Origin of the sequence: Streptomyces sp. NPDC059740 (assembly GCF_042733155.1) — a bacterium.
Lineage (GTDB): Bacteria > Actinomycetota > Actinomycetes > Streptomycetales > Streptomycetaceae > Streptomyces.
The window spans coordinates 68,934-82,832 of the sequence record NZ_JBHWGP010000014.1; the positions used below are offsets into that span (position 1 = coordinate 68,934).

At 71.9% G+C, this 13,899-nt stretch carries 14 protein-coding genes; 7 read left to right on the plus strand and 7 right to left on the minus strand.

Going from position 1 to position 13,899, the window contains the following annotated elements; translation table 11 throughout:
- Positions 1-48: 48 nt before the first annotated feature.
- From ACFV3R_RS18640 to ACFV3R_RS18650, 3 genes are all read right to left on the minus strand, one after another.
- Positions 49-228, minus strand: coding sequence for an SPOR domain-containing protein (locus ACFV3R_RS18640; protein WP_385583589.1), 180 nt, complete (start codon positions 226-228; stop codon positions 49-51).
- A 261-nt stretch (positions 229-489) separates the two neighbouring features.
- A complete protein-coding gene (locus ACFV3R_RS18645; protein WP_385583593.1) occupies positions 490-2,193 on the minus strand; it encodes an APC family permease in 1,704 nt (567 codons plus the stop codon).
- Positions 2,194-2,511: 318 nt separating this feature from the next.
- Positions 2,512-3,264, minus strand: coding sequence for a GntR family transcriptional regulator (locus ACFV3R_RS18650; protein WP_385583852.1), 753 nt, complete (start codon positions 3,262-3,264; stop codon positions 2,512-2,514).
- A 260-nt stretch (positions 3,265-3,524) separates the two neighbouring features.
- Here ACFV3R_RS18650 and ACFV3R_RS18655 point away from each other — a divergent pair, with 260 nt between their 5' ends.
- From ACFV3R_RS18655 to ACFV3R_RS18680, 6 genes are all read left to right on the plus strand, one after another.
- The gene (locus ACFV3R_RS18655; RefSeq protein ID WP_385583596.1) at positions 3,525-4,295 is read left to right on the plus strand and encodes a PIG-L deacetylase family protein; all 771 of its coding nucleotides are present in this window, start codon (positions 3,525-3,527) and stop codon (positions 4,293-4,295) included.
- A 535-nt stretch (positions 4,296-4,830) separates the two neighbouring features.
- Positions 4,831-7,305 (plus strand): nitrate- and nitrite sensing domain-containing protein, encoded by a 2,475-nt coding sequence (locus ACFV3R_RS18660; protein ID WP_385583599.1) that lies wholly within the window; start codon positions 4,831-4,833, stop codon positions 7,303-7,305.
- Positions 7,302-7,709 (plus strand): roadblock/LC7 domain-containing protein, encoded by a 408-nt coding sequence (locus tag ACFV3R_RS18665; protein ID WP_385583602.1) that lies wholly within the window; start codon positions 7,302-7,304, stop codon positions 7,707-7,709. The genes ACFV3R_RS18660 and ACFV3R_RS18665 overlap by 4 nt, the downstream gene beginning before the upstream one ends.
- Entirely contained in the window at positions 7,706-8,071 is a 366-nt protein-coding gene (locus ACFV3R_RS18670; protein WP_385583605.1) for a DUF742 domain-containing protein, read from the plus strand. Before ACFV3R_RS18665 ends, ACFV3R_RS18670 begins: the two co-directional genes overlap by 4 nt.
- Before the next feature lie 13 nt (positions 8,072-8,084).
- Positions 8,085-8,621, plus strand: a complete 537-nt coding sequence (locus ACFV3R_RS18675) for an ATP/GTP-binding protein (protein WP_385583608.1) — start codon at positions 8,085-8,087, stop codon at positions 8,619-8,621.
- 68 nt (positions 8,622-8,689) lie between these two features.
- Positions 8,690-9,901, plus strand: coding sequence for a cytochrome P450 (locus ACFV3R_RS18680; protein ID WP_385583611.1), 1,212 nt, complete (start codon positions 8,690-8,692; stop codon positions 9,899-9,901).
- A gap of 178 nt (positions 9,902-10,079) precedes the next feature.
- Here the strand turns inward: ACFV3R_RS18680 and ACFV3R_RS18685 are convergent, their stop codons facing one another.
- The 3 genes from ACFV3R_RS18685 to ychF form a co-directional block, all read right to left on the minus strand.
- Positions 10,080-10,334 carry a Txe/YoeB family addiction module toxin gene (locus tag ACFV3R_RS18685; protein WP_385583616.1) on the minus strand — a complete coding sequence of 85 codons (255 nt, stop codon included), beginning with the start codon at positions 10,332-10,334 and terminating at the stop codon, positions 10,080-10,082.
- The gene (locus ACFV3R_RS18690; protein ID WP_385583620.1) at positions 10,331-10,612 is read right to left on the minus strand and encodes a type II toxin-antitoxin system Phd/YefM family antitoxin; all 282 of its coding nucleotides are present in this window, start codon (positions 10,610-10,612) and stop codon (positions 10,331-10,333) included. Before ACFV3R_RS18690 ends, ACFV3R_RS18685 begins: the two co-directional genes overlap by 4 nt.
- Positions 10,613-10,786: 174 nt before the next feature.
- Positions 10,787-11,875, minus strand: a complete 1,089-nt coding sequence (ychF, locus tag ACFV3R_RS18695) for a redox-regulated ATPase YchF (protein WP_385583623.1) — start codon at positions 11,873-11,875, stop codon at positions 10,787-10,789.
- Positions 11,876-12,286: 411 nt separating this feature from the next.
- Between ychF and ACFV3R_RS18700 the strand changes: the two genes are divergently transcribed.
- Positions 12,287-13,051: a DUF6542 domain-containing protein gene (locus tag ACFV3R_RS18700; protein WP_385583626.1), complete on the plus strand. Its 765-nt coding sequence runs from the start codon at positions 12,287-12,289 to the stop codon at positions 13,049-13,051.
- A gap of 66 nt (positions 13,052-13,117) precedes the next feature.
- On the opposite strand, the gene ppgK is transcribed toward ACFV3R_RS18700, so the two are convergent.
- Complete coding sequence (gene ppgK, locus ACFV3R_RS18705; RefSeq protein WP_385583629.1) at positions 13,118-13,894, minus strand: polyphosphate--glucose phosphotransferase; 777 nt, start codon at positions 13,892-13,894, stop codon at positions 13,118-13,120.
- Positions 13,895-13,899 lie beyond the last annotated feature (5 nt).

Consider the following 13,899-nt stretch of genomic DNA (forward strand, 5'->3'; position numbering starts at 1 on the left):
GTGCGGCGGGGGCGCCGGCGGTGCCGGGCAGCGCGACCTCGGGGCGGGTCACGTCGCCGCGCGCCCCAACTGCTCGACGTAGTAGAGCTGCCGGTGCCCCCGGCTCTCGAACTCCGCGACGATCTGCTCCGCCTCGCCACGGGTGGCGTAGCGACCCACGCGGTACCGGTTGCCGTTGTCGTCCTCGCGGACGACGGCCCAGGGCAGCTCGGTTCCACTGTCGCTCATCGCGCCCCTCCCTCGCGGCACGGCACCGCGCGCCCCTCCCACGGAAAACTCGAATTCGCATTGCGCATATGCCCGACCCTAACCCCGACCTTCACGCAACGCACACGGTTTTGCACAAAGAGGCACCTAATCGGCCATGCCGGTACGGGCGCGACTCCACCGGCACACGGCAAGCAAAAGGGGGCGCACGCCTCTCCGGCGTGCGCCCCCTTTTGGGTCCACGTGATACCGCGCCCACCCGGAGGCCGACGCGAGCGGCGCTCAGACCTCCGTGCTCGCCGCGGCGCCCTGCTCGCCGCCCTGGGGCTGGGCGGGAACGGCCGCGCCGGCCGTCTCCGCCTCCAGGGCCGCGGCGCGCGCCTCGGCCTCCGCCTGGACCAGGCTCGGGTTGCGCCAGGCGCTGCGGACACCCCAGACGTAGAAGCCCAGGGCGAGCACGGCGACGACGACGATGTCCCAGCCGGAGGGCAGGTAGCCCTTGCCGCCGAACTCCTTGCCGCCCATGTACGACACGGCCGCCATGACCAGCAGGTAGGCCACCACCCACGCGCCGGCCTTCAGGTGCGGCTTGAGCTCGGCCCACGGCCGGCGCAGCTCGTACCAGGCCCAGATCGGCAGCCCGACCGCCATGATCAGGATGACCTTGCCGGTCAGCGGCCAGCAGCCCCAGTACAGGACGAGCGAGCCGAAGATCATCGCGATGGGGGCGATGACCGGCATCGCCCGCAGCTTCACCGGCCGGGCCAGGTCGGGCGAGAGACGGCGCAGCGACATGACCGCCACCGGCCCGGTGATGTAGGAGATCACTGTGGCGACCGAGACGATCTCGGCCAGCGAGCCCCAGCCGCGGAAGACCGCCAGGAAGACGAAGGCCACCACCAGGTTGAGCACCAGCGCGGGCCGCGGCACACCCGTCTTGGGGTCGACGCGGCCGAAGACGCGCGGCAGGTGACCGTTCTCCTGGACGCCGTGGACCATGCGGGAGGTGGTCGCCGCGTAGATCATGCCGGTGCCGGACGGGGAGATGAACGCGTCGGCGTAGAGCAGCATGGCCAGCCAGTTCAGGCCCCAGGCGACGGCGAGGTCGGCGAGCGGGGAGTTGAAGTTCAGGCTGTTCCAGCCGCCGGTGGAGGTCAGGTCGTGCGCCGGGACGCCCACCAGGAAGGCCAGCTGGAGGGCCAAGTAGATGACCAGGGCGATGAGGATGGAGCTGACGACGGCCTTGGGCAGCGAGCGACCGGGGTTGCGCGCCTCACCCGCCATGTTCAGCGGCGACTGGAAACCGTTGTACGCCCACACGATGCCGGAGACCGCGACGGCGGTGAACACCGAGCTCCAGCCCTTGGGGGCGAAGCCGCCGTGGTGGCTGAGGTTGTGGGTGTCGAAGTGGGCGGCCATCAGCGCGACGGCCGTCATCACCGGCACGACCACCTTGAAGACGGTGATCGCGGTGTTCGTCTTCGCGAACAGCGTGATGGCGAACCAGTTGAGGAAGAAGTAGATCAGCAGCAGCACGCTGGCCAGGCCCACACCGGTGCCGGTCAGCTCCTTGCCGTCGTACAGCGACTGCGCCCAGCCGAAGTCCCAGGAGCTCATGTACTGGACGGACGCGGTGGCCTCGCCCGGGATGACGGAGATGATCGCGATCCAGTTGGCCCAGGCGGCCAGGTAGCCGGCCAGCGACCCGTGGGAGTACTGGCCGTAGCGGACCATGCCGCCGGCCTTCGGGAACATCGAACCGAGTTCGGTGTAGGTGAGCGCGATGGTCAGGGCGACGACGGCGCCGATGACCCAGGCGAGGATCGCAGCCGGCCCCGCGATCGCGGCCGCCCGTTCGGCACCGAACAGCCAACCGGAGCCGATGATCGAGCCGAGACCCGTGGCGGTCAGTGCGATGGTCCCCAGGGACCGGCGGTAGTTCCCGTGGGAGTCCTGCTTCCCACCGGGAGTCTTCGTCGTGCTCAACGTGCTTGGTCTCCTGGTCTCTCCCCGTGCCGTGCACAAACCCGGCCATCGTAAGAGCGAATCGGAAGATCGCAATCCACTTGGACGTCAAAATACCTGGCCAGGGGGGCGGGCGTGAGGTTTCCCACATGTTGAGATGGGGCGAAATCGGGGCGAACATCGCTGGAAGGCGCCTGTGCAACGGAGTTACGCACGAGTACACGGCCCCGAAGCCGCCGCGGGACCTTCACGTGACGTACCTCGCGGAACCACCCGCACGCGTGACGAGGCCGACACCCGGGCCCCGCCCCTCCCGGTGGACAGCCGGCAGCCGCCGGCTCACCTCACCGGCAGGTGGTAGGAGAGGCGGTGGCGGTCGGCCAGCGTGACGAGATCGGCCGTCTCCACCGCACGCCCGCCGGCGTAGTAGGTCCGTGAGACCACGAGGACCACGTGGCCGGGGACCCCGCCCAGCACCATGACCTCCTCGGCCAGCCCCGGCCGTGCCCCGACCTCCTCCACCACGTTGTCCACGACCACGCCGAGGGCGGCCATGCGCTCCACCACCCCTCGGCCGGCGAGCGGCCCCTCCTCCGGGAGCATCACCGGGGTGCGTCCGGTCAGCTCCAGTGGCTCCCAGGACGTCGAGAGCATGGTCGGCTCGCCCTCGGTGCGGAAGAGGTAGCGGGTCCACATGACGCGGTCCCCGGCGGCGATGCGCAGCCGGTCGGCGATCTCGGCCGGCGCCTCGGCCTGCTGGCTGCGCGACTCCCAGGTGCCGCGCACCCGCTCGTCCGCCTGTTCCTGGCGGAAGGGAGTGGCGCCGAATCCGTCGCGGTGGCCGGTGCGGGCGATGCGCCGCGGTGCGGGCCGCTCGCGGACGTACGTCCCCGAGCCCGAGCGCCCCTCCACGAGCCCCTCGGCCATGAGGACCTTGCGGGCCTCCAGGGCGACCGTGTCCGAGACGCCGTACTCCTCGCGGATGCGGGCCTGCGAGGGCAGCCGGGTGTGCGGGGGGAGCAGGCCCTCCACGATCTTCTGACGCAGGTCGCCCGCCACGCGTAGATACGCGGGCTGCTCACCGAACGGCACGGGCCCTCCCACGGCTTGACTGTCCGCGACAGCGTGGCAACCCACCGTTCCCGCCCGCAAGCCCGGGCCAGAGCGTTGCCGTACGTGACGACGGCCTGCTCGCGGCCGGTCCGCATGGAGTTCCGCGGCCGGCCCGGACCGGGTTGCCGCGAGCGCCCGGGCTCTCGACAGGTTGTGGGCCCCGCACCCCCCGGTCATGCTGGAACGGGCCGGCGCACGCCGGAACCACCGGTTCCGCCGGTGGACGAGAGGACGGGCCCATGACCTCCGAACCCGAGGCCGCCACCGGTTCCCGCCGGGGCCTGGCACCCATGCCGGCCAACTGGCAGCGGGCACTGGCGATCGCCGCCCACCCCGACGACCTGGAGTACGGCGCGGTGGCCGCCGTAGCGGAGTGGACGGACGCCGGCCGGGAGGTCGCCTACACGCTGGTGACCCGGGGCGAGGCCGGCATCGACGGCGTCCCGCCGGCCGAGTGCGCACCGCTTCGGGAGGCGGAGCAGCGGGCGAGCGCGGCGGTGGCGGGCGTCACCGAGGTGACCTTCCTGGACCACCGGGACGGGATGATCGAGGACGGGCTGCGGCTCCGCCGCGACCTGGTGGCCCAGATCCGCCGCCACCGCCCGGAACTGCTGCTGACCATCAACCACCACGACACCTGGGGCGGCACCTTCTGGAACACCCCCGACCACCGGGTGGTGGGACGCGCCGTCCTGGACGCGGCCGGCGCCGCCGGAAACCGGTGGATCTTCCCGGAACTCCTGACCGAGGAGGGGCTCCGCCCCTGGGACGGCGTCCGCTGGACGGCCGTCGCCGGCTCCCCCTTCCCCACCCACGCCCACGAGGTGGACGCCGGCATCGAGCGGGCCGTGGCCTCCCTGACCGAGCACGCCGCCTACATCCGCGGGCTCGGTGCCGCCGAGAGCGACCCGGCGGCCTACGCCCGGGAGTTCGTGACCGGCATGCTGCGCCGCTCGGGGGAGGAGCACCGCGGTCGTCCCGCCGTCACCTTCGAGCTCCACCCCCGCTGAAGCGGCCCCGGCTCCCGCCCCCGGGTCGGCCGTGACCCCACCACAGAACGCCCACACGATCAACCGCCCGACATACGCGCCGCGTTGATGCCGCCCAGGGGGTCGACGGCGTCCCCGTGGCAGGCCCCGCACCCCGACGGGAGGCGTCACCGGTTCTGCCGGAGGCGACATGGCCGAGGGGGCTCCACCGGCGCCCCGGCCTCAGGGTGGCCTGCCCGGAGACCCGACCGCCCGCGGGACACGAGCCGTTCCCCACCGGTTCTCCTTGACATCCCCTCAACTGTGCGGTTTCTGCGAAGTGGTGAGAGAACAGTGCAGGTCCTTGCGGCATCGTCCACGCCTGGTTGACTACTGGATCGCATACCAGGGACCTCAACTGCACCAGTCAGATCATGTGACACTTTGCTTGCGCAGCGCCCCGGGTCCGCACACCGAGTCCGCTTCGTGACGCACAGGTATGCCCTGGACCGGAAGTCCCGAGGCCGCACGGACAGGGCGGTCCGCCGACCACCCGTACCCGAACACGCGAGGAGCCATGACACCGACACGGACACCCGGCCCCCTGACCCGCCGCGGCCGGGGCGGTGTCATGACGGTGCGTCTCCGCCTCGCCATGGTCGCGGCGGTCGCCCTGGTCGCCCTGGTAGGGCTGGTCGCCGTCAACGCGGCCCAGGACTGGAGGCAGGAGGCCAACCTGCGCAACGACGCGGTGACCGGCGACCTGGGCGGCCGGGCGTCCCTCCCGCTGTTCATCGGCGCCCAGAACGAGCGCAAGCTCTCCGCGGTCTACATGGCCAGCCCCACCGCCGCCCACAAGGCCGCGCTCCAGCACCAACGCTCAGCGACCGACCAGGGCGTGGCCTCCTTCCGACGCCTCTCGGGCACCGAACTGCGCAAGGACCAGCGCCACGAGTGGTCCTACGTCGAGAAGGTCTACGCCGAACTGGACGGCCTCGCCACGACCCGCCGGCGGGCCGACGCCCACACCGGCGACCCCGACCAGGTCACCGGCTACTACACGCGGCTGGTCACCGAACTGGTGCAGTTCTACCAGGCACTCTCGGCCATCGACGATCCCGGACTCACCACCGAGTCGCGGGCCCTCGTCGGCCTGTTCTGGGCCTCCGACGCCCTCTCGCAGGAGGACATGCTCATCTCGCAGGCCCGGGCAGCCGGCAGTATGACCGCGGCCCGCCGCACCGCGTTCGCCGAGGCCTACGGCACCCAGAGCGTGATGTACGAGCGCTGGATCGCCCCCTACCTCCCCCCGAGTGAGAAGGCGGCCTACGACGCGCTCATCCGGAGCGCCGCCTGGCACACCACCGACCGGGTGGCGCAGGCAGTCATCAGCGCGCCCAGCACCACCGGCACGCTCTGGCGGGTGCCGGCCGAGACCGGCCAGTGGGCGAGCGCCTACGCGCAGGTCTCCCAGAAGGTCAACGCCATCGACCTGGCCCGCACCGTGGGCCTCCTCACCCACCTCACCGAGCGCGCCGACCAGGTCCGCACCCAGGTGTACTGGCAGGTCGGCATCAGCCTCGCGGCCGTCGTCCTCATCGCCGTCCTCATCATCGGCCTGATCCGCTCCATCAGCTCCCGCATCCGCCTTCTGCAGACGAGCGCCGAGGAGACCGCCGAGCGCCTGCCCCTCGTCGTCGCACGGCTGCAGGAGGGCGAGCAGGTCGACCCCGAGGCCGAGTTCCCCCACCCGCCCAGCCGGGGCGACGAGTTCGCGGGGCTGGAGCGGGCCCTGAACTCCGCCCAGCACACCGCGCTGCGCATGGCGGACGCCCAGGCCGCCGACCGGCGCGGTTTCGCCGGCTTCGTCGCCATCACCAGCATCCGCGCCCTCAACCTGGTCGAACGGCAGCTGGACGAACTCGACACGCTGGAGCGCACCTACGGCTCGAACGCGGCCCTGCTGCGCGACCTCATCAAGGTCGACCACCGCGGTGTCGCCGCCCGCCGCCACCTGGACAACCTCCAGACCCTGGCCGGCGGCGCGGACCAGCCCTACACCGAGCCCAAGGCCCTGGCCGACCTCGTGCACGACGCCCGGGCGGAGACCGCCGAGCCCGAACGGGTCCGCAACCGCATCCGCACCGACGTGTGGGTGAGCCCGCAGGCCGTGAACGCCGTCATGCACGTGGTGGCGGCACTGCTCGACAACGCCCTGTCCTTCTCCGCCACCGAGGTGAGCGTCACCAGCGTCTCGCCGGTGCACGGTGTCGCGGTGGAGATCGAGGACATGGGCACCGGGATGTCCGAGGAGCAGTACGTCCAGGCCAACGCCAAGCTCTCCGAGCCCCCGACCTTCGAGTCGATGGCCCAGAACGAGGACGGCCGGCTCGGGCTGTTCGTCGTCGGCCACCTCGCCCACGCCTACGGGCTGCGCGTCAGCCTGCGCCCCTCCGACTACGGCGGCACCAAGGCCGTGGTCATGCTGCCGCACGCGATCTTCAGCGACGACCCCACCGCCACCCCCGGCGAGCAGCGGCAGCTCCGGCCTGCGCCGGCCGCCACCGCTGCGCCCTCCGGCGCCCTGCCGCGCCGTGAGCCGAAGCAGCGTCCGGCGCGTGCCACGGCCGAACACAGCCGGCCCCGGGAAACGCTCGCCGCGTCCCCGGCTCCCGACGGGCACCCCGCTTCCCCGCCCGACCGTGCCGAGCCCGCCGCCCACCCGCGCGACGGGGCCGCCCCGGCCCGGCTCCCCGCCCGGGAGGCCGGCCCGGCCCAGACCGGGACCCGCGCGGCGGCGGACCGGACCGCAGCGCCCGCACCGGCCGGAGCCACCTCGACGGCACGCCCCCAGGGCCCGGCCCCCGAGCTGCCCCGCCGGCGGCCACTGACCCACCTGGCACCGCAACTGGCCACCCCGGTCGCCGCGGTGCCCGCGTACGACCCCTCAAAGGACGTTGACGCGGAGACTGTCGGCACCAACTGGGGTGCCTGGCAGCAAGGCACCCGCGCCGCGGAGACGTCCACCGATCAGGAAGACGAGAACCGATGAGGAACCCCGAGGTCCAGAAGCTGCTCGACGAGAAGATCGACGACATCGCCGGTGTGCGGTGTGCCGTGGTACTCGCCGAGGACGGGCTTCCGCTGTACTGGAGCGGCTTCGACGAGGAGACGGCGTTGCGCAGGTCGCCCCTCGCCGCCAGTCTGGGCAACCTCGCCAGCCGCGTCGCCGCCGAGGAGGGCGGCGGTGCGGTCCGCCGCACCCTGATCGAGATGGAGGGCGGCTTCTTCGTGGTGGCCCGGGCCGGCAGCAACACCTTCCTCGCCGTGACGACCAAGCCGGATGCCAATCTGGGCCACATCGGCTACGAACTCACCCTGCTCACCAAGCGCCTGGGTCCGGTACTCGACGCCGAGCAGCGGCCGCTGCCCGCCGAGGGTGGTGCCCCTGCGTGATCGGACCCCGCCCGGCACACGGCCGCCGGTCCCGCTCCTGGTCGGTGACCGGCGGCCGGGTCCAGGACCTGGACGACGCGGACATCCGCCTCGACACCCACGTTCTCGCCACCGCCTCGGCCGCCGAGGGCCCGCCCGCGGGTTCCCGGTACGGGCGGATCGTCCGGATGTGCTCCACGGCCCGAGCGGTGGCGGAACTGGCCGCCCACCTGCGGGTCCCGGTGGGCGTGGCCGGAGCGATGGTCGCCGAACTGCGCGCGGGCGGCTGGGTCGAGACCCGGGCGCCGCTGGACATGACGCGCGGCGGTGTGGTCACCGAAGCGTTCCTAAGGAAAGTGAGAGACAGACTCCGTGCCATCTAGTGCTCCTGACTCCATGAAGATCCTGGTAGCAGGGGGCTTCGGGGTGGGCAAGACCACGTTCGTGGGGTCGGTCAGCGAGATCGAACCGCTCTCCACCGAGGCGCAGCTCACCACCGCCACCGAATCCCTCGACGACACCAGCCGGGTCGCCACCAAGACCACCACCACCGTCGCTCTGGACTTCGGTCGGCGCACCCTCGGCGACATCGTCCTCTACCTGTTCGGTACCCCCGGGCAGGACCGCTTCTGGTTCATGTGGGACGACCTCGTGCGCGGCGCGATCGGCGCCGTCGTACTCGCCGACACCCGCCGCATGTCGGACAGTTTCGCAAGCGTGGACTTCTTCGAGCAGCGCCGCGTGCCCTTCGTCGTGGGCGTCAACGAGTTCCCCGACTCGCACTCCTACCCGCCCGAGGAGGTGCGCGCCTCGCTCCAACTGGCCGACGACGTCCCCGTCGTGCGGCTCGATGCACGCGATCCGTCGTCCAGCAGGGACGTCCTGCTGGCCCTAATCGACCACCGGCTCAGCCAGTCCACCATCTCCGTGTAGGCCCCGTCCACCGCCTCCGCGCAGGCCACCGTCCACGTCCACCGCCTCCGTGTAGAAAGCAGACCGGCGTGACCTCCTCTGCTCCTGTCACCGGCCCCACCTCGGATCTCGACCTCTTCGCCGACGACGTGCTCACCGACCCCTACCCGGCGTACGCCACGCTGCGGGAGCTGGGGCCGGCCGTCTGGTTGCCGAACGTCGGCGAAGGGGTCTGGGCGGTGCCCCGGTACGACGAGGCCCGGACCGTGCTCGGGGACAGCGACACCTTCACCGCGGTCGACGGAATCGCCCTGACCGAGTTCGCGAACCAGCAGATCCTGCGGGGTACCGTGCTCGCCAGCGACGGTCCGGCCCACGTCCGGTTGCGCCGTCCGCTCTCCCGTCAGCTCAGCCCCCGCGCCCTGCGCGACCTCGCCGACGGGGTCCGGGCCCGGGCGGTGACGGCGGTCGACGAGCAGGTGCGGCGCAGCCGGTTCGACGCGGCGGACCTGGCCCGCGACTTCGTGGCCGACGTCGTCATGGAGCTGATGGGTCTGCCGCCCGAGACCCGCGAGGAGCTGATCCACGGGGCAGCCGCCACCTTCGACGTCTTCGGCCCCGACAACGCCCGCCACCGCTCGGCGGCGCCGGTCGCTGCCGCCGTCATCGCCTTCCTCCACGAGAAGGTCTCCCGCGACACCGTCACCCCCGGCTCCTGGATGGCCGCCGTCTACGCCGCGATCGACGCCGGGCAGCTGACGGAGGACGACGGCGTGCCCCTGATGTCGGCCTACACCGCCGCCGGCATGGACACCACCATCTACGCGATCTCACGCGCCGTGCACCTGCTGGCCACCCACCCCGACCAGTGGGAGCACCTGCGCACCGGCCGGGCCCGGCCCGAGGGCGCCTTTCACGAGGCGATCCGCCTGTACGCGCCGGTGCAGGGCTTCGGCCGCCGGGCCACCCGCACCACGGACCTGGGCGGTGTGCGCGTCCGACAGGGCGAGCAGCTGTGGGTGCTCTACGGCTCCAGCGGACGCGACAGGCGCAAGTGGGGTCCGGACGCCGACGCCTTCCGGGTGTCCCGCCCGGACGCCGCGGACCAGCTCGCCCTCGGCACCGGCCCGCACAGCTGCGCCGGCAACCACCTCGCCGCCCTCCAGGCCACCGCGGTCATCGAGGCGCTCGTCTCCCGGTGCACGCGCATCGAGGCGGACGGGGAGCCGGTGCCCGCCCTGAACAACGTGCTCCAGGGCCTGGCCTCGGTTCCGGTGCGGGTGACCCGGGACCGGGCCTGACGGATCGGGCCTGAGGGGACGGGCCTGCCCACCGGCGCCGGCCGGTGTCGGCCGAACCAGCCAAGGCCGCGTCCCTCTGCCCACGGGGCGCCCGGTCCAGTGGGCGAGAAGGCTCGGGGCCGTCCCGGATGAGTGGGCCTGTCACGGCAGACCAGCATGAGCCCGCACCTGATCGGAATCAGTAGTGGTAGCGGGCGGCCAAGACGATGATCTCCCGATCGGTGACCAGATAAACGAAGCGGTGCTCGTCATCAATCCGCCGCGACCAAGCCCCGGGCAGGTGGTACTTCAGCGGCTCGGGCTTGCCGATCCCGGTGAACGGGTCCCGCAGGACGTCGTCGATGAGCCTGTTGATCCGGACAAGCATCTTGCGGTCGTTCTTGAGCCCGGACGTGTAGTCCTCCCAGCCGCCCTCCTCGAAGACGAGCCTCACGCGGCACCCTTCTCGGAACCCGACGCATCAGGGTCGATGAGCTCCCGCTCGGAGAGCCCCGTGCCACCAAGCGCGTTCTCGTACGCCTTGAGCAGTCGGCGCGCGTTGGCCGGCGAGCGCAACAGGTAGGAGCCTTCACGCAGGGCCTCGAAGTCCTCAGCCGAGACGAGCACGGCGTTCCCGTGCTTGGAGACGATCTCGATGGCCTCGTGATCGTCGTTGACCTTCTTGATCAACGGGAAGAGAGCCTTGCGTGCCTCGCTGGCAGTGATCGACATCGATGGAACTCCTTCCAGGACTGGTACCACATAACGTACCACTGGAGAGGTACGGCGGGACTGAGAGACAGCATCAGGTCAGCATGGAAAGAAGAACGGGGCCCGCCTCAAAGGAGGCGAGCCCCGTCCGACCTGCGCGTTCGACAGATCAATCCAGCTCAAGGTGGTCCACGGTCACACGTTGAACCGGAACTCCACCACGTCCCCGTCCTGCATCACGTAGTCCTTGCCCTCCATGCGGGCCTTGCCGGCCGCGCGGGCCTCCGCCACCGAGCCCAGCTCGACCAGGTCCTCGAAGGAGATGATCTCGGCCTTGATGAAGCCCTTCTGGAAGTCGGTGTGGATCACACCTGCCGCCTCCGGGGCAGTCGCGGCCTTCTTGATGGTCCAGGCCCGGGTCTCCTTGGGGCCGGCCGTCAGGTAGGTCTGCAGGCCGAGGGTGCGGAAGCCGACGTGGGCGAGGGTGGCGAGGCCCGGCTCGTCCTGGCCGACGGACTGGAGCAGTTCCAGCGCCTCGTCCTCGTCCAGCTCGGCGAGGTCGGCCTCCAGTTTGGCGTTGAGGAAGATCGCCTCGGCGGGGGCCACCAGGGCGCGCTGCTCCTCCTTGAAGGCCTCGTCGGTCAGCTCGTCCTCGTCGACGTTGAAGACGTAGAGGAAGGGCTTGGTGGTGAGGAGGTGGAGGTCGTGCAGCAGCTCGTTGCGCTCGGTGCCCTGGACGATGCCGTGCTGGAAGAGGGTGTCGCCCTTCTCCAGGATCTCCTTGGCCTCCTCGACGGCCTTGACCTTCGGGGCGATGTCCTTCTTGATCCGGGACTCCTTCTGGAGCCGCGGCAGGACCTTCTCGATGGTCTGGAGGTCGGCGAGGATCAGCTCGGTGTTGATGGTCTCGATGTCGTCCTTGGGCGAGACCTTGCCGTCGACGTGGACGACGTTCTCGTCCTTGAAGGCCCGGATGACCTGGCAGATCGCGTCGGACTCCCGGATGTTGGCCAGGAACTTGTTCCCCAGGCCCTCACCCTCGGAGGCACCACGCACGATGCCGGCGATGTCGACGAAGTCCACGGTCGCGGGCAGGACCTTCTGCGACTCGAAGATCTCGGCGAGCCTGGCGAGCCTGGGGTCGGGGACACCGACCACACCGACGTTGGGCTCGATGGTGGCGAACGGGTAGTTGGCCGCCAGCACGTCGTTCTTGGTCAGGGCGTTGAACAGGGTCGACTTGCCGACGTTCGGCAGGCCGACGATTCCGATCGTGAGCGACACGGTGGCGACTTCCCGGCGGGTTGGGTGCGGACGCGGACGCGAGGGAGCCTTGCGTCCGCGCGGTGACGTTGGGTGCGCGTGGTGGCGCGGGCGGCCGTCGGCGTGGCGCGGCCGAAGAACCAGTCTACGGGCCGTGCCGAGTCGACCGGCGGGCCCTTCGGTGAGAGCGCCGTTCCGGGCCGCGGGGACCCCGGCGACCTGCCGTCGCGCGGGGGGCCAGTGGGCGGCCGCCCCTGCGCCTGGGCGCCGCGGCGGGGGCGCCCACAGCCGTGTGGCGCCGCGCGCTGCGGCAGGCTCGGTGACTCCGCCCCTACTCCCTGTGACGCCATTGTGCGGCGAACCGGGTCCCGACTCACTCAAAAGGCGTGTCCTGTGGCCGGTTAATCCCACTTAGCGGCCTACCGTGGCCGGGTGGAGCAACAGAAAGCGCGCATGTCCCAGGGCCGCACTCCTCTCGGCGGCCGGCGAGCCGTCAGAGGGGAGGTCCGGCTGCCGCGTCTGGAGGAGGACCCCGACGCGGTGGGCGGGGGCGCCGAGGGCGGGCGCCCCGGCGGCGCGGGGAGGCGGCCGGGGCGCCGGCAGGGCGGTGCCGCCGGGACGGGGACGGTGTACCGGGCCGGCGGACGCCGGGTGCTGCCCGCGCTGCTGGAACGGCTGCCCGCGGCCCGGCTGACCGGGCTCGGCTGCGGCCTGCTCTCGACCCTCGCGCTGTTCGTCTTCGCCTGTCTGGACTGGCTGCTCCTGGACGGCTCCCCCGCCGTGTACGGCGGCTTCTTCCTGCTGGTGAGCCTCGCTGCGGCGCTGTGGGTGCGGCCCTACGACCTGATCACGCCCCCGGTGACGCTGCCCATCGCCTTCACCCTGGGCACCGTGCCGATCAGCGGGGACGGCGACGGCGTGGGCGGGCTGGCCGTCGGTGTCTTCTCGGTGCTGGCGCTCCAGGTCGGCTGGCTCTACGCCGGGACCGGGCTGAGCGTGGTGCTGGTGCTGCTCCGCAAGTCCGTGCTGGTCGCCCGGCGCCGCGCGGCCCGGCTGGAGCGGCGGCGGCAGGCGGAGGCGCTGGGCCGGAGGCGGCCGGCACCGGCGGCGGACTCCGCAAACGCCGACGCACCCCCGGCCCCTGCGTCCCCGTCCGCCACACCCCCGTCCGCCACACCCCCTGCCGAGACCCCCTGACGCCCGGAGAACCGGCTCAGGGCCCTCAGGCCACGCCCAGGACTCGTCAGGCCGCCCCGGGGCCCCTCACGCCCCGCTCGCGTCCGCCCCGAGGGACCCGGTCGCCTGGCGCGCGGCCATGGCGGCGCCGACGATGCCTGCGTTGTTCTGCAGCCGGGCCGGCAGGATCTCCGCCTTGACCTCCTCGATGTGCGGCAGGAACTTGTCGGCCTTGCGGCTGACCCCGCCGCCCAGGACGAACAGGTCGGGCGAGAAGAGCATCTCCAGGTGGCACAGGTAGCGCTGCACCCGGCGGGCCCAGTGCTTCCAGCTGAGGTCCTCGGTCTCCCGGGCGTGACTGGACGCCCGCTTCTCCGCGTCGTGGCCGGCCAGCTCCACGTGGCCGAGCTCGGTGTTGGGCAGCAGCCGGCCGTCGACGAACACGGCGCTGCCGATGCCGGTGCCCAGGGTCAGGACGATGACCGTGCCGGAGCGTCCCCGCCCGGCGCCGAACTCCATCTCGGCCAGTCCGGCCGCGTCGGCGTCGTTGAGGAGGGTCACCGGGCGGTCCGTGCCGAGCCGGTCGCCGAGCAGGCCGACGGCGTCGGTGCCGATCCAGTGCTTGTCGACGTTGGCGGCGCTCAGGGTGGTGCCGCCGCGCACCACGCCGGGGAAGGTCGCGCCCACCGGGCCCGTCCAGTCGAAGTGGTCCACCACCTGCCGGACGCACTCGGCCACCGCCTCTGGCGTCGCCGGGTGGGGGGTGAGGACCTTGTGGCGCTCCGCAGCGAGGTCGCCCTTGTCGAGATCGACGGGCGCGCCCTTGATGCCCGAGCCGCCGATGTCCACGCCGAAGACGTTCATGGTCG

Coding starts and splice junctions, on each gene's coding strand:
- ACFV3R_RS18640 (WP_385583589.1), bottom strand. CDS start 228: ATGAGCGACAGTGGAACCGAGCTGCCCTGGGCCGTCGTCCGCGAGGAC.
- ACFV3R_RS18655 (WP_385583596.1), top strand. CDS start 3,525: ATGACCTCCGAACCCGAGGCCGCCACCGGTTCCCGCCGGGGCCTGGCA.
- ACFV3R_RS18660 (WP_385583599.1), top strand. CDS start 4,831: ATGACACCGACACGGACACCCGGCCCCCTGACCCGCCGCGGCCGGGGC.
- ACFV3R_RS18665 (WP_385583602.1), top strand. CDS start 7,302: ATGAGGAACCCCGAGGTCCAGAAGCTGCTCGACGAGAAGATCGACGAC.
- ACFV3R_RS18675 (WP_385583608.1), top strand. CDS start 8,085: ATGAAGATCCTGGTAGCAGGGGGCTTCGGGGTGGGCAAGACCACGTTC.
- ACFV3R_RS18690 (WP_385583620.1), bottom strand. CDS start 10,612: ATGTCGATCACTGCCAGCGAGGCACGCAAGGCTCTCTTCCCGTTGATC.
- ppgK (WP_385583629.1), bottom strand. CDS start 13,894: ATGAACGTCTTCGGCGTGGACATCGGCGGCTCGGGCATCAAGGGCGCG.